Source organism: Pseudomonas mangrovi (genome assembly GCF_003052585.1).
In the GTDB taxonomy this organism is placed as follows: domain Bacteria; phylum Pseudomonadota; class Gammaproteobacteria; order Pseudomonadales; family Pseudomonadaceae; genus Aquipseudomonas; species Aquipseudomonas mangrovi.
On sequence record NZ_QASN01000021.1, the window covers coordinates 139,236 to 155,937 of the forward strand.

Genomic DNA, 16,702 nt, shown 5'->3' on the forward strand with positions numbered 1-16,702 from the left:
CCTGCACGCAGGGCTCTTTTTCACACACAAGACAGCGGTTACAGACTTACTGCCAGTTGGCCGCGACCACCAGCTCCAGCTGCTCTCGCTGGGACTGGCTCAACGCCAGTTCTCCCCCAGACGGAGCTCCGAAGGCAGCCATCGCCTCGACCAGGCTATCCACCTGGCTGGCATACAGAACCGATCCGCCGGCCTGGATCGAGTCCAGGCGCTGCGCCGGGGCGACATACCAGTCCTGCACCGTTACCCGGTCCTCCGAACCAGTTACGTCAATGACCAGACTGTCACCCTCTCGGGATAACCAGAGGCTGTCCCGGCCGATTCCGTCGAACGCCAGCACGTCGTTATCGTCTGGGGAATTGGACAGATTGTTGATCACATCCTGCCCGTCCCCCAGGGCGAACCTGTAGGTATCGCTACCGTCGCCACCCATGAGGTAATCGTTGCCTCTGCCACCCACCAGGGTGTCGTTGCCTGCTCCGCCGTCAATCAGATCCGCATCGCTGGAGCCGAGGATGGTATGTCCAGCCGCCTGCCCAGCCACCAGATTGCCGAAGGAACGCTCATCAGGAAGATTGGCGTATGCCGGTGAGCCCAACGGATCAGGGTTCGCCACGCCGAAGGCGCCAAATAGCTGTGCGGCGGTGAGCTGCCCTCCCGATGCAAAGGTGATCACATCGACCACGTTGTCACCGCCGAGGAACCAGTTCCTGATGGTCACCTGATCGGTCCCGCCACTGACCCGCAGCACCAGATCATTGCCGCTTCGCATCAGCCCACTGGAGACCTGGTTGAAGGCAATCCCTTCGAAGCGCAGGGTATCGAAGCCGCCACCCGCATTGTCGATGACGTCCTGACCGCCGCCTGCGGCGAACACATAGACATCATCACCACGGCCGCCAAGCAGCGCATCGTTGCCCTGCCCACCCATCAGGGTGTCGTTGCCGTTGCCGCCTTCGAGACGGTCATTTCCGGCACCTCCCGACAACACATCGTTGCCGTTGAAGCCCTGCAGCAGATCGCGTCCGTTCGTCCCGACCAGGGCCGCGTCATCGCCGGAAGAACCCTGTACCTGCGCATCGAAGGCGGCGGCCGGCGCAGGAATTGCCAGCCCGAATGCGCCGAATATCTGCGCCGCGGTCAACTGCCCGCCCGTTTCGAAAGTGATGCTCTCGACCAGCGCGTCACCACCCAGGAAGTAGTCGCGCAACGTCACCTGATTGGCCGTGCTGCCGTTGACCGGCAGGATCAGATCGTTACCCGACTTCATCAGGCCGGAAGCCACCTGGTTGAAGGTGATGCCGTTGGTGAAGTGCAGAACATCATTGCCGCCCTGCTCCTGAATGACATCCTGACCCGCGCTGTAGCGGTAGACATCGTCTCCCACGCCACCCAGCAGTAGATCGTTTCCGCTGCCGCCAACGAGGGTGTCGTTTCCTGCACCGCCGACAAGAATGTCGCTGCCTGTGCTGCCGGTCAGCAGATCGTCTCCACCCAGCCCCGCCACCGGCGGCTCGTTGCCGTCTCCCGGTGTACCACCGCCGGGCTCGCCTCCTCCGGGCTGCCCCGCGCCAGGCAGGGCAGTCAGCAGGCCGGCTATCTGCGCGGCCGTCAGATAGTTGCCGCCATCCGGCTGCACATAATCGAGCGCGTGCTCCGAGCCCAGGAAGTGTCGTAGCACCCGCACCTGCTGCGCCGAGTCGCCGTCCACCAGAATCAGCAGATCGTCTCCGTCCTGATGGAAGCTCAGACGTGAGCGGTCAATGCCGATGAAGAACGCGCCGTCAAATCCGCCGCCGGCGTTATCGATGACATCCCGGCCTCCGCCTGCCCGGTAGTAGTAGCGGTCATCACCTGCGCCGCCGGCCAGCTCATCGTCTCCATCCTCGCCATCGAGCGTGTCGTTGCCAGCTCCGCCGAGCAGCGTGTCGGCCCCGGAGCCCTGCTGCGAACCGTTGCCACCAGAGAGGTAGTCATTGCCATCGCCACCCTCCAGCAGATCGTTACCCGCCATGCCGAACAGCGTGTCATTGCCGGCAAGTCCTCGCATCAGGTCTCGTCCCTGGCTGCCGAGCAATTGCTCGCCCGCCGCCGTGCCTTCCATCAGCGCGTCGAAACCACCTGGCACGCTTCCGGCCGCGATGATCTGGGCGATACGTTCGGCGCTGAGCATGTAACCGCCATCCGGCTGGACATAGGCAATGGCCCGGTCGCCGCCGAGGAAATGCCCCAGCACACGAACCGCCTGCTCGGCGTCCCCATCCACCAGGATCAGCAGATCATCGCCATCGCGGGTAAAACCGAGGCGGTCTTCGCCAATTCCTCCGCTGAAGAACAGCCCGTCATTACCGCCGCCGCGGTTGTCGATGACGTCCTTGCCATCGCCTGGACGGTAGACATAGCGATCATTGCCCGCCCCACCAGCCAGGAAGTCATCCCCTGCCCCGCCGATCAACTGGTCGTTTCCGGCACCGCCGAAGAGGCTGTCGTTGCCAGCATCACCGGAGAGGTAGTCGTCGCCGTTCTCACCATGCAGCACGTCACTCCCACCGCGCCCCCAGGCCTGGTCGTTGCCATCGCCCAGCCGCATGGTTTCGTCGCTGTCTCGGTAACCGAGCAGGGTGTCCGCACCGCTGCTGCCGTGATACAGGACGCGGCTCTCGATCTCGGACGCAGCCAGCTCGCTACCATCAGCGAATACGAACAGATCGATCTTGAAATGCTCGGTCGGCTCGCGGAACCAGTTCTGTACCCTGATCGAGTCAGTGCCGTTGGTGTGTTCGACAACCAGATCGAGGCCACGCCGGTGGTAGCTCAGCTCGTCCGCCTGAACACCCGCGCCGAAGATCAGCCTGTCGAAACCCGGCTCGACATTGCTCCAGGCCTGGTCGGCCCGGCGCTCGATGATCAGGTCATGACCATCGCCCAGGTCGAACAGATAGGTGTTCTCTGCGAACGAGCCATGCAGCGTGTCATTGCCCTGGCCGCCCTGGAGCGTGCTCTCGCGCCATTCCCAAGGGTCATTGTTGGCGATGATGAGGTCGTCGCCGGCGCCGCCTTGCAGGGTGTCGTAGGCCTCGCCGATCAGGGTGTCGTTGCCCGCGCCGCCCATCAGCAGGCCCGAACCCTCGATCAGGTCATCCCCTGCCCCGCCATCCAGCTCGCCCGCGCCAAGCAGGTGATCGTTGCCGTCTTCGCCGAAGAACTGCCCGACCCCGGACAGGGTGTCCTCGCCGATACCGCCGAACAGCGTGCTCATGCCATCCATCGAGACCAGTACGTCGCTGCCCGCGCCGCCGTACAGCACGCCACCGCCACGAATCGAGTCGTTACCATCCCCGCCGTGCAGCTCTCCCTCGCCGACAAGGGTGTCATCACCCGCGCCGCCCAGGAGCATCCCGCTTCCCTCAATCAGGTCATGACCGGCGCCGCCGTCGAGCACACCACTGCCCAGCAGCGTGTCGTCACCCTCCCCACCCTCTAGCAGATTGGCGCCTTCGCCGGCATCGAGCAGATCATTGCCGGCACCGCCACGCAGGGTGTCATCGCCCTCGCCACCGTAGAGCGAGTCGTTGCCTGCACCGCCGTCGAGCAGATCGTCTCCGGCCCCACCGTGGAGCTGATCGTCGCCACCGTCACCGAACAGGCTGTCGTCGCCGGCCAGGCCATGCAGGGTGTCGTTTCCGTCAAGCCCGTGAATCAGGTTGGCCAGGCCGTTAGCCGTCACCAGATCGTCCAGATCGCTGGTTTGCAGAGTCAGCGCATTGAGCTGCTCGGCACTCAGTGCGGTCGTCGCGCCCGACGGCTCGATGAAGCTCAGGCCACTCTTCGGCAAGTCCCCAAGAAAGAACGCCTGCAGCAGCAGCTCGCCTTCGGCGCCCGGATAGACCAGCACCAGGTCGTCACCCCGGCGGCGCATCTGCAGCTCGCTCAAGGCACCATCGGCCAGCACTATGCTGGTCTGCTCGGCGAAGTCGTCCCGAATCAGGTCACTGCCACCCGAGCGGCTGAAGACGTAGGTGTCGGCGCCCTCACCACCGAACAGGGTGTCGTCGCCGGCGCCGCCATCCAGCCAGTCATTGCCTTCGACGCCAACCAGCGAGTCGTTCCCGTCGCCGCCCCACAGGCTGTCGTCGCCGAGCCCGCCGATGAGCGTGTCCTGCCCCTCGCCGCCCAGAATGCTGTCGTCCCCGCCGAGGCCCTCTATCCAGTCGTCCCCGACACCGCCGTCCAGACTGTCGGCGCCGTCAAAGCCGTAGAGCTGATCATTGCCGTCGCCGCCCCGCCCAGCTTCCTGCAGCAGCCGCTGCAGATCCCAGTGCTGGCCATCGGCAAAACGCACACCCTCGATAGCGCATTGCGCGTTCAGGGCACCGGTGCCTGCCTGGACCATGTCCAGCACCCGCACGCTGCCGCCCCCGGCGACCGCCACTATCAGGTCCCGGCCGTTGCTGCGCACCCGCACGTCCGCCGGCACCACGTCATCCGCCAGATCGATGAAATCCTCGCCGCCACTATCGGCAAGGGTGTTGAAGCCGCTGTTGCGCGCCAACCGATAGACGTCGCTGGAATCCAGCCCAAGGTCGATCAGGCTGTTGTTGCCTTCCCCGACCACATAGAGGTCATCCCCGGCACCGCCACGCAGGCTGTCATTGCCTGCACCGCCAATCAGCGTCGAGCCACCCTCGTGGGCCCACAGCTGATCGGCGCCCTGGCCGCCCACCAGCGTCTGCCCCGCCTCGCTGGCAGCACGGACCAACGGCGTCTGCATGGTCTTCAGGAGTAACTCGTCGAAGCTGAATACCTGACCGTTGCCCAGGCGCACGCTGGAGATAGCCTCCGCCAGGCCGCCATGGATATAGATCTGCTCGGACTCGTTGAGGTGCAGCGCCACCACCGAGCCGCCCACCATATTGCTACGCAGCGAATCGAGGGAGGTCACGCCATTGAGCACCAGGGTGTTATGCCCATCGGTATCTCGAATCTCGTCCCAGTACACCGGGCCGTTCGGGTCGATGTTCGCCTGGTGGGTCGCGTCCCCAGCCTCGAATACGTAGGTGTCGTCGCCCGCGCCACCGTCCATCATGTCGACCCCGGCGCCGCCTACGAGGGTGTCGCTGCCTTCACCACCGTTGAGCTGGTCATTGCCACTGCCACCCGCGAGCCAGTCATTACCGTCGCCACCCACCAGAATGTCATCGTCGGCGCCGCCGTACAGCCAGTCATCGCCGCCATTGCCCTGCAGTGTGTCGTTGCCCGCGCCGCCCAGGAGGGTGTCGTTGCCACCCTGATCTCCGGGCACATAAACGAAACTGGAGGAGCTTGCATCCTCGGCACCATCGCCGATCAAGTGGTCCGCGCCCTCGCCGCCGGAAATGAAATCATCGCCATGCATGCCATACACGTAATCATCGTCGGCACCGCCATAGAGCGTATCTTGGCCCTTGCTTCCGACAACGTAGTCATCGCCTTCTCCGCCATAAACCAGGCTCCCCGGCGATTCTCGCCAATAGGGCGCGTTCAGCGGCTGGACAACCCAAGTCAGGGAGCCGGGCCGGCGGCTGATCCCCCAGGAGAAACCGGTCATTTTTACTTCGTCGCCCGCCGGTGCCTGCCACACATAACTGGTGCTGCCCGGCCGGGCGAGGCCCGCGTCGCGGCCGGCGAAGATGTGGTCGTTACCCGCCCCGCCGATCAAGGTGTCGCGCCCGGCACCGCCGAAGAGCAGGTCATCGCCCGCGCCGCCATCGATCCAGTCGTCCCCGGCACCGCCCTCGATACCGTCGTTGCCGCCCAGACCGAGGATCACGTCAGCCCCCGCCGTGCCCAGCAGGATATCGGCCGCATCGGCCTCCACCCCGTCGGCGGCGTAGCCGGTCTCGCTGAAGACATAACCGCCGCCTTCGTTGACGCGCTTCTTGATATCGCCGGTGATGGTGGCACCAGGGGCAGGCGGCGGCTGATCCAGCAGGAAGATTCCCAACTGCCCCTGCTGCCACGCCTTGATTGATATGCTCCCCTGGTTCGCGCCCACTGCGCTCACGAGCAACTCAGTGGTCCCCAGCACACCTCCCAGCCGAGTAACGCTGACAGTCCCATCGGCGGTCCGGTAAATGCTGCCGCCTTCTTCAGCAGCGTAGAGCTCGGTTAGCTGAGTCTCACCAATCCAGACACTGCCATCGACATCTGAAATGACGTCATTGCCAAAATCACCGGAAAACTCATATCTGTCGTCACCCTCGCCGCCGAACAGAGCGTCATCTCCAGCCCCGCCAATCAGCAGATCCGCCCCGTTTCCGCCGGATAGCCAGTCGTTGCCCTGGCCGCCGCGCAGGGTATCCGCATCGTCATCGCCTTCCAGGATGTCATCACCCAGACCGCCCGAAAGCAGATCGTTGCCTACGCCGCCATACAACGTGTCATTCCCCTTCCCGCCGGCAATGGTGTCGTTGCCCGCGCCGCCATACAGCTCATCGTTCCCGGAGCTTTCCGGAATGACGTCATCGCCGTCGATGTAGTCGTCGCCGTCGCCACCATGGATGTAATCATCGCCATCACCGCCACGGAGCACGTCCTGTCCATCTCCACCGAAGATGAAGTCGTTGCCAGCCTGGCCATAGATGATGTCATCGCCGTCATCGCCCCTCAGGTCATCACCACCATCGCCGCCAAAGATGCGGTCGTCGCCCTCGCCGCCGGCAATCTGGTCCCTGTAGAGAAAGCCCAGCCAGCCGCCCTCGCCCCAAAGCGTTTCGTTCCCAGCCCCGCCTACCAACGACAGAGGATAAGGATGCGGCGTCTGGTCATGGGCATTGGTCATCAAGGGGTTCACATCACCGTTCCACCAGCCGGGATTGCTCTCGGTAAACCCTCTGCGCATTTCCGCAAAAAAGCTGTCCAGCGCCAGACGCAGTAGAGAACCCTGCAAACCGCCAATCGCGAACAATGCAGAATTGCTGACGGCCAGCGAAAGCTCGTTCAAGACCTCGACACTGTTGGTCGGCAACAGCGTGTTGTCGAACACACCCTCGACCTTGCCGGTCTAGATAGAGACCACGACCTTGTACTTCGCGTCAGGCAGCTCATGAACCCGATACTTCTCGGACAGGTCGTTGCCGTACAGGTCCTCCCCCTCGTAGTCGGATAGCCGCTTGCCAAAGATTTCCGATCCGAACACCGCAACGAATCCAGCCCAGAAGCCGGACGTCAGCAGCGTTTCCATCAAGTTCGCGGGGGTAAGCCGGTACTCCGAGAACAGGCTGGCCAATGCGTTCCCGGTATGTTCAATGACGAGCTCCGGTATGACGGTCTCTATGGGCTCACCTACCAGCTCATAGACTTCCGCCGCCTGTGCCATGCCGCTGGTGAGCATATGCAAGCCGCTGAGAAACTGGCCGGGAAAATACCCGGAGACATCATTGCCGCCGTCCCGCTGCCAACCGAACTTCCACGCATCATGGGCGGAGTTGAACATTTGTTCTCGGTCTAGGTAGCCAGACTTCCCCGCTGCGACATACTGCTCGACATAGAGAAGGCTCTCCTTCGCCACTTTTTGCGACATGTAGTAGACGCCGGGATACTCTCCTTCCGGCAGTAACTGTTGAAGCAAAGTATTGGCTACGAAAGCGGTGCCCCCCAACCCTTCACTAAACGTAGCAATCTGTGCCTGCTCCAACGACTGGGCGTTACCTGTCATGGCATAAAGTGCCATGTAGTAGCCACCTCGATCACCCCTAACCAAGTAACTATCCAGATATTTTAGCTCCGCATCTGTCAGCGGAAGATTATCTTGCTTCTCAAAATTATAGTCCGACATAAAAATCCTTTTTTAATTATCCATGAAACTTTCAAACAAGCGCTTCGCAGGCGGAAGAATATCAGCCCAGCTCTCTACGTCACGCGAGCCTATACCGACCCTAACAAATCGCCCCCCCACAGAAAACATACCCCAGCAACTATCGCCTTTGCACTTAATCTTAAAATACTCCCCCCCTTCGCTACCGATATAGACATACCCGCCGCCATCCCACTGCTGAACACACCCTTCGGCGTCCGGCCCGGCTAGAATCTCCTTGTCAACACAATCATATCTCGCATATTGATCCAAACCGTGGCGCTTACCCACGTATACATACTGCCCACTTTTAGGATTAACACCTATGCTCTTGTCAACAATGCTGTCTTCAAACATCTCACCCCACATTGACATAATAAATCGCCCCAACCGCTTGGACTCGGGATCATCAGAGCGAGGCGCATTTTTGGGGACCGGGCGCGGCCCCGGCAATTCGAACAGAATGGCTACTTCATTAAGCTCGCCCTGCCTGTCGCGACGCGTCATGCTCATCTCGACATATTCACGCGGAATTTTCAGACGCAAAGCGGGCCACTCCCTGAAGCTGCGGATATCCGTGCCAGTCTTCCTTGCCGGCCAATCCACAATCAGATAGTCCCCCTCGAACCCGCCATTAGCGCCCAGAGAACGATTGACCGGCGTTCCCCCGCCTTTATTCCAGGTAGTGGAAATCATTGCCAAAGCCCCCAGCAACCAGAGCACCCCGCCAACAATCAGCACGATCTTGAGTTTTCCCCACGCACTTCCTGTACTAGCCACTCCCACCCCCATCAACTAATAAACACAAAAGGGAACGGATTTATTTTCGATCTCCGCAAAAATAAATCTGCTCTTCCCCCCCCATTCTAAGGCGTTTCCCTTTAGGGCTTTCCCGAGACATATTTTTCCCCATCAAAAAGGAATGCTTTCTCTATGATTCTTGATCTATCGGTATTACCGCCATGAAGTACCAGTACGATTCGATTCCTTCTGCCAAGACGGTTGTTGCCGATCTCGAGGAAGTCTGTGCGGCCTCGATTTCTTAGGGCTTCGAAAGTCTCCTGCAATCGCCTAGTGGCTCCCGCCGGGACGCTTATGGAAAGTTCCTTATGATCCGAGTTGCGCAGCAGGTACACATCGTCAACCGGGCGACCGACTATGATTTTCTCGTAGACTGAAGTGACATCGGAGTCTTCTCTGTCAATTTGCTTGCTACCTGCCCAACGAGAAAGTGGAAATATCGCCACCGACAAGGCAAGCAACAGAATCCATTGCGTAATTGCCTGTCGCTTGGATTGTCTGCCGAACCGGGTGACTGCCACAGGCGTAGAGAACGCCAGTATCAATCCGGCTATGCTGGCGAGGGTGGAGAGCGAGGAAATGATACCTCCCACCCACGAAACCATTGGTGCTGAAGAATATCCAGAGATGCCAAGCTGCCCCTTGTATCCTCCCAGTAGATATATAGAACCGAGTAGCAGTCCGGTTACTAGTGCAAATATAGCTGGAACTATTAGTCCGCTCCTGCACTCTGCTACTTCTCCATTAATGGCTTCTTTCTTGTACAGCCTTACCAGATAAATTGCTGCAATCAAGAGAAACACCCATGCAGCCAAGCACCAAAAAAAACTCATAGCGGCGCCACTTTTCTTTCACAAGAATTAATTTTCTTAAGCGAACATGCGACCACAAGGGGAGCAGCTTTATTTTTGATATCGATACAGGCACTTATTGCACTAGCCATTCCTAACCCCACCCATTAATCACTTGAAGCCCGCCCCAACTAATTCAGAGCATCTCTACCGCACACTCTCTTCCCACTAAACACTCACCGAACTTTCGGGGGTCAACTGCATATGCCCCGGCCCAATACCGAGGCATTCCAGATAACCCGCAATGCCCCTTTCAATCGAGTACGCCCCCGCCGTTTGCGCCGCTCTTGCACGCAGTGGCCGATAGCTTTCCGGCCGCGCCAATACGTCGAGCAGTTGCCGGGCGATCAGGGAACTATCAAAGAAGTCGACCAACAGGCCGTTATCCCCGTGCCGGATCACTTCTCGTACTGGCGCCGTATCCGACCCCACTACCAGGCAGCCGCCGGCCATGGCCTCGAGCAGCGACCAGGAAAGAACGAAGGGATAGGTCAGATACAAATGCACCATCGATACCTGCAGAACCCGCAGATAGTCCTCGTAGGCAAGCTTGCCGAGGAAGTGGACGCGACCCTGATCGAGCGGGTGCTCCGCCAAAAGCTTCTCCCGCCAGTTGGCGGCCCCCTTGGGTCTGGAGCCGTAGCTGACGCCATCGCCGCCCACCACCAATACCTGGCAATTCGGGTGCCCGCGCAGCACCTCGGGCAGTGCGCGCATGAAACTGTGGAAGCCGCGATAGGGCTCCAGGTTGCGCGCCACGTAGGTAATGATCGGATCACCAGCCCGCAGCACTCGGCCATCCGGCAGGCGCAGGCTGGCGCTGGGGTCGGGCCGCAGTCGGTGGGTAGCCACACCTTCGTGCAACACGCGGATGCGCTCACGATAGGCCGCCGGGTGCAGGCTGTGCTGCCAGTGGGTCGGCGCGATGCCGAGGTCGCAATTTTCCAAATTGAGCAGGTGCAAGGCGTTGCGGCTGTGCACGCTCGCGGCGCCGTTGAGCTCCAGGGGAAACTCCGGGTCGAAGCCGGCATCCGCCCCCTGGGTGCGATAGTAGTACTCGCAGAAATGGATCAGCCGGACGCCGGAGAACGCCTCCTTGACGTAGAGGCTCTCGCCCCAGCCGGGGTGGGCGACCACCACATCCGGTCGATAGCCCTTGGACTTCAGCTCCAGCAACAGCCGCAGAACCTGCTGGCCATGCAGTACGGCGTCCTCGAAGGTCCGTGCGTAGGGGTGGGTCTGGCTGCTGACCCCGCGGTGCGGCTTGTAACGCAGCAGGCGCACGCCTGCCAGGCCGGGCGCACGCTCACGGCCTATCGCCAGCACTTCCACGTCCGAACGGCCCGCCAGATGCCCGGCAATATGCCGGAACTGACCGGGGAAATTCTGATGGATGAACAAGACTTTCATGACCGTCCTTGCGTTACTCCAGATGTGTGGCCCGCCTGCAGCGGCTCTACCTCTCGCTCAAGCTTTCCCTGGCGTACTGCTGCAGCGGGCTCAGGAAGTAATCGATGACCTTGCGCCGGTCCGTCTTCACTTCCGCCCTCACCGCCATACCGGGGGAAAGCGCGATTTCATTACCCCCCACCTGCAGGCTGGTTTCCTTCAACTGAATTCGCGCGCTATAGACCAGGCCCAGTCTTTCGTCCTCGATGGCGTCGTTGGAGATGCTCACGACGGTGCCGTGGACCACGCCGTACTTGGTGAAGGTGAAAGTCTCAACCTTGATCTCCACCTCCTGCCCCGGCCGGACGAAGCCGATGTCCTTGTTTTCCAGCAGCGCCTCGACCTCCACCGGCTGATCGCTGGGCACCAGGACCATGAGTGGCTGAGCTTCGGTGACGACGCCGCCCTGGGTGTGGATGGCCAGTTGCTGGACAGTGCCGTCCACCGGCGCAGTCAAGCGCCGCAAGCCGTCGCGCTGTTCGGCCTTTTTCAGTTCCTGCCTGAGTGCCGAGACACGCTGCGCAGCCTCGTTCTGCAGATCGAGCATGGCTCGTCGTGTCTGTGCCAGCACGCTCTCCCGCTGACGCAATGCAGCATTGCGTGCGGCGCCCAGCTCACGCACCCGCGCCAACTGAATTTCCAGTTCGCGCTCCTGATCCAGCCGCTGTTGTTCCTTCTCCAGCCATGCATGTCTGGCGACATAGGCCTTGTCCAGCAGGCGCTTGTAGTCGGCCGCCAGCTGCCGGGTGATCGGCAGCGAGTCCCGCAACTTGGCCACCAGGGCCTGCGCTGCCTGGATCTCGGCCTCGCGCTGCTCGACGGCCGCATCGCTCTGGGCCAGCGCGCTGCTCAACTCCAGATACTGGCCTTGCAGCCAGCGCTGGGCGGAGAGCAACTGGTCTGCCGGAAGATCGGCGATGGCAGGAAGGATGGGCTCGCTTTGATCCTGGATGGCGAGCAACAGAGCCGCCGCGCGGGCCTCGTCGATGCGCGCCGCCAGCAGATCGCTGCGCAGGCGTTCCAGGTCGGCGCCGGTCTGGCTGGCGTCCAGCTCTACCAGCAGCTCACCGGCCCTGACCCGCTGTCCGTCGTGAACATGGATCGCCTTCACCACCGCCACTTCGCTGGGCTGGATGATCTTGCTGCGACCACTGGGCACGATCTTGCCGCTTGCCGTGGCGACCACATCGATCTCGCCTACACAGGCCCATACCAGCGCCAAGGCGAGAAACAGCATGATTGTCCACTGGATGATCCGCGGCGCCGGATGCACCGGTGCCTCCTGCAGCGCCAGTGCCGCCGGCAGAAACTGCACTTCATGCTGCAGCCGCGCGGGAGCGTCCATTGACTTGCGTTGGCGCCACGAATGTCGCCACGCCTGGCGGTAGCGATTCATCAGCTCGCGCCGAGCGCTCATGCCGCGCCCCCTTGCTGCAGGCGATGCAGCCGCGAGTAGTGACCGGCCTGATGCGCGAGCAGCTCGGCATGCGTGCCCTGCTCGACGATCTGGCCGCGGTCCATCACCAGGATACGGTTGGCGTCGCGTACGGCAGAGAGCCGATGGGCAATGATGATCACGGTTCGCCCGCGACAGATGGCCTGCATGTTCTGCTGAATGACCCGCTCCGATTCGTAATCCAGCGCGCTGGTCGCTTCATCGAAGATCAGGATGCGCGGATTGCCGATGAGCGCGCGGGCAATGGCGATGCGTTGGCGCTGGCCGCCGGACAGCGAGGCGCCATGTTCGCCAACGATGGTGTCGTAGCCTTCGGGCAGCTCCAGAATGAACTCGTGGGCGCCGGCCAGTTTCGCGGCCTGGATCACTGCCTCGATGGGCGCACCCGGGTCGGTCAATGCGATGTTCTCGCGGATGCTGCGGGCGAACAGCATGTTGTCCTGCAGTACCAAGCCGATCTGCCTGCGCAGCGATGACACATCCGCCAGCGCCAGATCCATGCCGTCGACCATGACTCGTCCGCGCTCGGGGGTGAACAGTCGCTGCAGCAGTCGCGTCAGAGTGCTCTTGCCGGAGCCGGAGCGACCCACCACGCCGATCACCTCGCCAGCCTGGATGGTCAGGCTGATTCCACGGAGCACTTCGGAGCCGTCGGGGCGATAGCGGAAATGCACCTGGTCGAACTCGACGTCCCCGCGGATTGGCGGGAGCGCGGTGCGGCTGGCCTGGCCGACCTCGGTACGGGTATTGAGGATGTCGCCGAGCCGCTGGATCGACACACCGGTCTGCTGGAAGTTGGTCCACAGCTGCGCCAGCCGCATGATCGGCTGGGAAACCCGTCCAGCCAGCATGTTGAAGGCGATCAGCTGGCCCACGGAAAGCTCCCCTTCCATGACCAGGCGGGCGCCGAGCCAGAGCGTCATGACGGTCACCAGCTTGCCGACGAAGCCGACGCCTTCGCTGGCCAGGGTGGAGATGGTCTGGGTCTTGAAACTGGCAGCGACGTAACCGGCGAGCTGGTTGTCCCACTTGCGGTTGATCTGCGGCTCCACCGCCATGGACTTGAGCGTATCGATACCGTTGACCGTCTCGACCAGGAATGCCTGGTTCTCGGCACCGCGATTGAAGCTTTCCTGAAGGCGCGCACGCAGAATCGGCGTGATCAGGAAGGAAATCAGGAAATACAGCGGCAATGACAGCAACACGACCAGCGTCAGCCAGCCGCTGTAAAGGAACATCACCGCGATGAACACGACCGAGAACAGCACATCGAGAATCAGCGTGATGGCATTGCCGGTGAGAAAACTGCGGATGTTCTCCAGCTCGCGGACACGGGCGACCGAATCACCGACCCGTCGCGCCTGAAAGTACGCCAGCGGCAGGGTGACCAGATGGCGGAACAGCCGGGAGCCGAGTTCCACGTCGATGCGACTGGCGGTATGGGCGAAGACGTAGCTGCGCAGCCCGTTCAGCACCGTCTCGAAGATCATCACGCCAAGCAGACCAATGGCGATCACGTCGAGCGTGGTCAGGCCCCGGTGGACCAGCACCTTGTCCATCACTACCTGGAAGAACAGCGGCGTCAGCAGCGCGAATATCTGTAGAACGAAGGAGACCAGTAGCACTTCGCCGAGCAGCTTGCGGTACTTGACGATGGCCGGGATGAACCAGGTGAAGTCGAACTTGGCCAGTTCTCCCGCAAGCGACGCCTGGGAACGGATCAGGATCAGCTCTCCGCCCCAACGCTCCTCCAGCGCATCGAACTCCAGTACCTCGGGGCGCTGCATCTGCGGGTCATGGATCAACTCCTTGCCTTCATCCAGGCGGGCGATGATGAAGAAGCGCCCGTCCCGTGCCTTGGCGATTGCAGGCAACGGCGTGTGGGTCAGGCGGGCCAGATTGGTTCGCACCGGCTTCGCCTTGAGTCCCAGATGACGCGCGGCAAGCAGCAGCTCAACTTGCGAAAACACCATGCCGTCGGCGGCGAATTCATGCTGAAGCTGTTCGGCGGAAGCGGCGACGTTGTGGAAGCGCGCCAGCATGAGCAGGCAGGCAAGACCCGAATCGGGCGCCGGGGACGGAGCGGATTCTTCGACAGCGGACATTTCTTCTTCCCTGATTTACCTGCGAACCAGTCAGAACTTCCTGCCGACCGGGCTGAAGGCACCGAAATAGAGCTTTTGGCGCAATACGTCAAAAGGCAGGGGGCAATGGTGTGACCGCTCAGCCATTGCGAAATATTTCAGTGGAATAACCGACAAACGGAGGGAACTACCTTTCGAGGGGAACCAGCTCAGACCTCCAGCAGAAAGGTCACCGGCCCATCGTTGACCAGATGCACCTGCATGTCGGCGCCGAAGCGGCCGCTGGCGACGCTCGGGTGCAGGGCGCGGGCGCGCTCGAGCAGGTGGTCGAACAGCGCTCGTCCCTGTTCGGGCGGGGCGGCGCTGGAGAAGCTCGGGCGCAGGCCGCTGCGGGTGTCGGCGGCGAGGGTGAATTGCGAGACCAGCAGCAGGCCGCCGCCGATATCGCTCAGGGACAGGTTCATCTTGCCCTGCTCGTCGCTGAACACGCGGTAGGCGAGCAGGCGTTTGAGCAGTTTGTCGGCCAGCGCCGCGTCGTCGTGGGGTTCGACGCCGACCAGCACCAGCAGGCCTTGGTCGATGGCGCCGACGCTCTCGCCAGCCACCTCGACACGGGCGCTACGCACCCGCTGCAGCAGTGCCTTCATGCCTCTTCGGGCGGCAGGTCGAGCAGGCGCTGCACGAGGTCGTCGGCGGCACGCACCAGGGCATCGGCGATGCCCGCTTCACTGGCCGCATGGCCGGCATCGCGGATGATCTGCAGCTCGCTGTTGGGCCAGCTCTGGTGCAGCGCCCAGGCGTTGTCCAGCGGGCAGATCACGTCGTAACGGCCGTGCACGATGGTGCCCGGCAGGTGGGCGATCTTGTGCATGTCGCGCAGCAGTTGGTCGGACTCGAGGAAGGCGTGATTGATGAAGTAGTGGCACTCGATGCGCGCAATCGCCAACGCTCGTTCGTGGAAACGCTCAACCACCTGCGGGTTCGGCCGCAGGGTGGCGGTGCGCCCTTCCCAGCAGGACCAGGCCTTGGCGGCGTGCATCTGGGCGATCTCGTCGCTGCCGGTGAGGCGCTTGTAGAAGGCCTGCATCAAGTTGCCGCGCTCCTCCTGCGGAATCGGCGCGATGTAGTCCTGCCAGAAGTCGGGGAACATCCGGCTGGCGCCTTCCTGGTAGAACCAGTCGAAGTCCTGCTGGCGGCAGAGAAAGATGCCCCGCAGGATCAGGCCGAGCACGCGCTCCGGGTGCTTCTGCGCGTAGGCCAGCGCCAGGGTCGAGCCCCAGGAACCGCCGAACAGCACCCACTTGTCGATGCCCAGGTGCTCGCGAATGCGCTCCAGGTCCTCGACCAGGTGCCAGGTGGTGTTGTTTTCCAGGCTGGCGTAGGGCGTGGAGCGACCACTGCCACGCTGATCGAAGGTGACGATGCGGTACTGGTTGGGATTGAAGAAGCGCCGACTCAGCGAGTCGCAACCGGCGCCGGGGCCGCCGTGGATGAACACCACCGGCAGGCCGTCGGGGATACCGCTTTCATCGACGTAGAGAACGTGGGGTTCCTCGACAGCCAGTTCGTGGCGGGCGTAGGGTTTGATCTCCGGATACAGATTCTGCATGGGGCGCTCCGAGTCCTGCGGTCCTGGCTGTCCGGGTGCGGGATTGGAATGGCAGCCCGGACGCAGCAGGCGCCAGGTGCCCGGCGTTTTCCCTGCGACGCGGCTTGCCGGTATGTTCGGCATCATAACCATCTAATGAGGGCTTAGGCATGCTGGCGCGGTGCATTCCGCTGATTTTTCTTCTCCTGCTCGCAATGCTCGGCGGCTGCTCGCGGGACGATCCGCAGGCGGCGCTGGAAAAGGCCGCCCGTCAGCTGCAGGCCGGCCTCGAGGAAAAGGACCTTTCCAGCGTGCTGGAGCAGCTGCACGGCGACTTCCAGGCCGGCGACGGACTGGACCGGGCCTGGGCCGAACGCAGCATGCGCCTGGCCTTCCTGCGCCATCGCAACATCCGCATCATCGCCCTGCGCCATGACAGCCGACTGGACAGCAGCTACGCCGACCGCGGCTACACCGAAGCGGAGGTAACCATGAGCGGCGCGGAAGGGCTGATTCCACAGCGTGCCGGGCACTACAGCGTAAAGCTGGAATGGTGGCTGGAGAACGACGAATGGCGCCTGGCGCGGCTGAGCTGGGACTGACGGCAGGCGGTCATGGCAGTGTCATCTGCTACACTGC

Annotated in this window: 11 protein-coding genes; 2 read left to right on the plus strand and 9 right to left on the minus strand. The window is 62.2% G+C overall.

Annotation, left to right across the window (positions count from 1 at the left end):
* Nucleotides 1–46: 46 nt before the first annotated feature.
* The 7 genes from DBO85_RS19600 to DBO85_RS16945 form a co-directional block, all read right to left on the minus strand.
* The gene (locus DBO85_RS19600; RefSeq protein WP_108108623.1) at nucleotides 47–7,024 is read right to left on the minus strand and encodes a calcium-binding protein; all 6,978 of its coding nucleotides are present in this window, start codon (nucleotides 7,022–7,024) and stop codon (nucleotides 47–49) included.
* An 18-nt stretch (nucleotides 7,025–7,042) separates the two neighbouring features.
* A complete protein-coding gene (locus tag DBO85_RS16925) occupies nucleotides 7,043–7,816 on the minus strand; it encodes a hypothetical protein (protein WP_108108624.1) in 774 nt (257 codons plus the stop codon).
* 12 nt (nucleotides 7,817–7,828) lie between these two features.
* A complete protein-coding gene (locus DBO85_RS16930) occupies nucleotides 7,829–8,614 on the minus strand; it encodes a hypothetical protein (RefSeq protein ID WP_146168216.1) in 786 nt (261 codons plus the stop codon).
* Nucleotides 8,615–8,715: 101 nt separating this feature from the next.
* A complete protein-coding gene (locus DBO85_RS19155; RefSeq protein ID WP_146168217.1) occupies nucleotides 8,716–9,429 on the minus strand; it encodes a hypothetical protein in 714 nt (237 codons plus the stop codon).
* Nucleotides 9,430–9,654: 225 nt separating this feature from the next.
* Nucleotides 9,655–10,896, minus strand: coding sequence for a glycosyltransferase family 4 protein (locus tag DBO85_RS16935; protein ID WP_108108627.1), 1,242 nt, complete (start codon nucleotides 10,894–10,896; stop codon nucleotides 9,655–9,657).
* 46 nt (nucleotides 10,897–10,942) lie between these two features.
* Nucleotides 10,943–12,352, minus strand: a complete 1,410-nt coding sequence (locus DBO85_RS16940) for an HlyD family type I secretion periplasmic adaptor subunit (RefSeq protein WP_108108629.1) — start codon at nucleotides 12,350–12,352, stop codon at nucleotides 10,943–10,945.
* The gene (locus DBO85_RS16945) at nucleotides 12,349–14,433 is read right to left on the minus strand and encodes a type I secretion system permease/ATPase (RefSeq protein ID WP_233356641.1); all 2,085 of its coding nucleotides are present in this window, start codon (nucleotides 14,431–14,433) and stop codon (nucleotides 12,349–12,351) included. The genes DBO85_RS16940 and DBO85_RS16945 overlap by 4 nt, the downstream gene beginning before the upstream one ends.
* Here DBO85_RS16945 and DBO85_RS19490 point away from each other — a divergent pair.
* A complete protein-coding gene (locus tag DBO85_RS19490) occupies nucleotides 14,323–14,610 on the plus strand; it encodes a hypothetical protein (RefSeq protein WP_233356645.1) in 288 nt (95 codons plus the stop codon). The two genes, DBO85_RS16945 and DBO85_RS19490, sit on opposite strands and share 111 nt — an antisense overlap.
* Nucleotides 14,611–14,684: 74 nt before the next feature.
* On the opposite strand, the gene dtd is transcribed toward DBO85_RS19490, so the two are convergent.
* Both dtd and pip read right to left on the minus strand, forming a co-directional pair.
* Nucleotides 14,685–15,122 (minus strand): D-aminoacyl-tRNA deacylase, encoded by a 438-nt coding sequence (dtd, locus tag DBO85_RS16950; protein WP_108108632.1) that lies wholly within the window; start codon nucleotides 15,120–15,122, stop codon nucleotides 14,685–14,687.
* On the minus strand, nucleotides 15,119–16,084 hold the full coding sequence (pip, locus tag DBO85_RS16955) for a prolyl aminopeptidase (protein ID WP_108108633.1): 966 nt from the start codon (nucleotides 16,082–16,084) through the stop codon (nucleotides 15,119–15,121). The genes dtd and pip overlap by 4 nt, the downstream gene beginning before the upstream one ends.
* A gap of 149 nt (nucleotides 16,085–16,233) precedes the next feature.
* Between pip and DBO85_RS16960 the strand changes: the two genes are divergently transcribed.
* A complete protein-coding gene (locus tag DBO85_RS16960; RefSeq protein ID WP_108108635.1) occupies nucleotides 16,234–16,665 on the plus strand; it encodes a hypothetical protein in 432 nt (143 codons plus the stop codon).
* Nucleotides 16,666–16,702 lie beyond the last annotated feature (37 nt).